Origin of the sequence: Micromonospora sp. NPDC048063 (genome assembly GCF_043202855.1) — a bacterium.
Lineage (GTDB): Bacteria > Actinomycetota > Actinomycetes > Mycobacteriales > Micromonosporaceae > Micromonospora.
Map to the genome: position 1 here is coordinate 1 of NZ_JBIDBG010000040.1, position 3594 is coordinate 3594.

General features: G+C 58.9%; 2 rRNA genes (1 of these 2 only partly in view). Both read left to right on the forward strand.

The features are described 5' to 3' along the window. Positions 1-4: 4 nt before the first annotated feature. Positions 5-1521 (forward strand): 16S ribosomal RNA (locus ACGFZ2_RS34260). A gap of 377 nt (positions 1522-1898) precedes the next feature. Next, positions 1899-3594, forward strand: a 23S ribosomal RNA gene (locus tag ACGFZ2_RS34265); it runs 1487 nt beyond the window's last position. Together the 16S and 23S rRNA genes form the textbook arrangement of a ribosomal RNA operon.

Here is a 3594-nt window from a genome sequence, read left to right on the forward strand (position 1 = left end):
GTTTTTGTTGGAGAGTTTGATCCTGGCTCAGGACGAACGCTGGCGGCGTGCTTAACACATGCAAGTCGAGCGGAAAGGCCCTTCGGGGTACTCGAGCGGCGAACGGGTGAGTAACACGTGAGCAACCTGCCCTAGGCTTTGGGATAACCCCGGGAAACCGGGGCTAATACCGAATAGGACCTCTGACCGCATGGTTGGTGGTGGAAAGTTTTTCGGCCTGGGATGGGCTCGCGGCCTATCAGCTTGTTGGTGGGGTGATGGCCTACCAAGGCGACGACGGGTAGCCGGCCTGAGAGGGCGACCGGCCACACTGGGACTGAGACACGGCCCAGACTCCTACGGGAGGCAGCAGTGGGGAATATTGCACAATGGGCGGAAGCCTGATGCAGCGACGCCGCGTGAGGGATGACGGCCTTCGGGTTGTAAACCTCTTTCAGCAGGGACGAAGCGTAAGTGACGGTACCTGCAGAAGAAGCGCCGGCCAACTACGTGCCAGCAGCCGCGGTAAGACGTAGGGCGCGAGCGTTGTCCGGATTTATTGGGCGTAAAGAGCTCGTAGGCGGCTTGTCGCGTCGACTGTGAAAACCCGCAGCTCAACTGCGGGCCTGCAGTCGATACGGGCAGGCTAGAGTTCGGTAGGGGAGACTGGAATTCCTGGTGTAGCGGTGAAATGCGCAGATATCAGGAGGAACACCGGTGGCGAAGGCGGGTCTCTGGGCCGATACTGACGCTGAGGAGCGAAAGCGTGGGGAGCGAACAGGATTAGATACCCTGGTAGTCCACGCTGTAAACGTTGGGCGCTAGGTGTGGGGGGCCTCTCCGGTTCCCTGTGCCGCAGCTAACGCATTAAGCGCCCCGCCTGGGGAGTACGGCCGCAAGGCTAAAACTCAAAGGAATTGACGGGGGCCCGCACAAGCGGCGGAGCATGCGGATTAATTCGATGCAACGCGAAGAACCTTACCTGGGTTTGACATGGCCGCAAAACCGGCAGAGATGTCGGGTCCTTCGGGGGCGGTCACAGGTGGTGCATGGCTGTCGTCAGCTCGTGTCGTGAGATGTTGGGTTAAGTCCCGCAACGAGCGCAACCCTCGTTCGATGTTGCCAGCGCGTTATGGCGGGGACTCATCGAAGACTGCCGGGGTCAACTCGGAGGAAGGTGGGGATGACGTCAAGTCATCATGCCCCTTATGTCCAGGGCTTCACGCATGCTACAATGGCCGGTACAATGGGCTGCGATACCGTGAGGTGGAGCGAATCCCAAAAAGCCGGTCTCAGTTCGGATCGGGGTCTGCAACTCGACCCCGTGAAGTCGGAGTCGCTAGTAATCGCAGATCAGCAACGCTGCGGTGAATACGTTCCCGGGCCTTGTACACACCGCCCGTCACGTCACGAAAGTCGGCAACACCCGAAGCCGGTGGCCCAACCCCTTGTGGGAGGGAGCCGTCGAAGGTGGGGCTGGCGATTGGGACGAAGTCGTAACAAGGTAGCCGTACCGGAAGGTGCGGCTGGATCACCTCCTTTCTAAGGAGCACCTTCACCTGAAAGGGTGTAAGGAGCCCGCGACCTGCGAATGTCGGGTCGGGGTGCTCAATGGCGGAGACACTGGTGAGTTTTTCTCTGGCAACGGCCGCGATGATCTAGTACACGCCTCTTCGGGGGTGCAGGAACGGTCGGGTTGGTGCGGCTGGGGAGGAATGATTAGCACCCTGTTGGGTCCTGAAAGAACAACCTGGTGGTTGTTTCTTTCGGAGCCTTGAGCGGAACCGGTGTGTTCCGTGGGCTGCCAGGCATGGCCTGGTGTGGCATACCGCCGGCGGTGGTCGGGTTTGGTGTCGCACGGATCGGGTTGTGGGTTGGTCGTTTGTTGAGAATTGCACAGTGGACGCGAGCATCTTTGTGGTCAAGTTGTCAAGGGCGAACGGTGGATGCCTTGGCACCAGGAGCCGATGAAGGACGTGGGAGGCCGCGATAGGCCTGGGGGAGCTGTCAACCGAGCTGTGATCCCAGGGTGTCCGAATGGGGGAACCCGGCATCAGTCATGTGATGTCACCTGCACCTGAACACATAGGGTGTATGGAGGGAACGCGGGGAAGTGAAACATCTCAGTACCCGTAGGAAGAGAAAACAAATTAGTGATTCCGTGAGTAGTGGCGAGCGAAAGCGGATTGAGGCTAAACCGGCTGCGTGTGATACCTGTCAGGGGTTGCGTGGTCGGGGTTGTGGGACCCTGCTGAGTGTACTGACATGCGCTCAAGGAGTTATAAAGCCAGTTGCTAGCCGAACAGTCTGGAATGGCTGACCGTAGGCGGTGATAGTCCGGTAGGTGAAAGTGGCTGGTCTCCTGTGGGTGTTCCCGAGTAGCGGCGGACCCCTGAAATCTGCCGTGAATCTGCCAGGACCACCTGGTAAGCCTAAATACTTCCTGGTGACCGATAGCGGACGAGTACCGTGAGGGAATGGTGAAAAGTACCCCGGGAGGGGAGTGAAATAGTACCTGAAACCGTTCGCCTACAATCCGTCGGAGCCTTGCGGGGTGACGGCGTGCCTTTTGAAGAATGAGCCTGCGAGTTAGTGGCATGTGGCGAGGTTAACCCGTGTGGGGGAGCCGTAGCGAAAGCGAGTCTGAATAGGGCGATTCAGTCGCGTGTCCTAGACCCGAAGCGGAGTGATCTAGCCATGGGCAGGCTGAAGCGCGGGTAAGACCGCGTGGAGGGCCGAACCCACCAACGTTGAAAAGTTGGGGGATGACCTGTGGTTAGGGGTGAAAGGCCAATCAAACTCCGTGATAGCTGGTTCTCCCCGAAATGCATTTAGGTGCAGCGTCGCGTGTTTCTTGCCGGAGGTAGAGCACTGGATGGTCTAGGGGGCCCACAAGCTTACCGAAATCAGCCAAACTCCGAATGCCGGTAAGTGAGAGCGCGGCAGTGAGACTGCGGGGGATAAGCTTCGTAGTCGAGAGGGAAACAGCCCAGATCACCAGCTAAGGCCCCTAAGCGTGTGCTAAGTGGAAAAGGATGTGGGGTCGCATAGACAACCAGGAGGTTGGCTTAGAAGCAGCCACCCTTTAAAGAGTGCGTAATAGCTCACTGGTCAAGTGGTTCCGCGCCGACAATGTAGCGGGGCTCAAGCACACCGCCGAAGCTGTGGCATTCACATTTTTACCTTGCTTGGACGTGATTCCTTGTGCAGGTGTGTGGATGGGTAGGGGAGCGTCGTGCCGCGAGTGAAGCATCCGAGTGATCGAGGTGTGGACGCGGCACGAGTGAGAATGCAGGCATGAGTAGCGAAAGAAGGGTGAGAAACCCTTCCGCCGGATGACCAAGGGTTCCAGGGCCAGGCTAATCCGCCCTGGGTGAGTCGGGACCTAAGGCGAGGCCGAGAGGCGTAGTCGATGGACAACGGGTTGATATTCCCGTACCCGCGAAAGAGCGTCCCTGATGAACCTCGTTGTGCTAACCACCCAAACCATCCAAGACCTTCGGGTTGAGGGTGGGGAGCGTGGGAACCTGGCGGGTAGTAGTCAAGCGATGGGGTGACGCAGGAAGGTAGCTGAGCCCGGCCGGTGGTTGTGCCGGGGTAAGCGTGTAGGCCGGA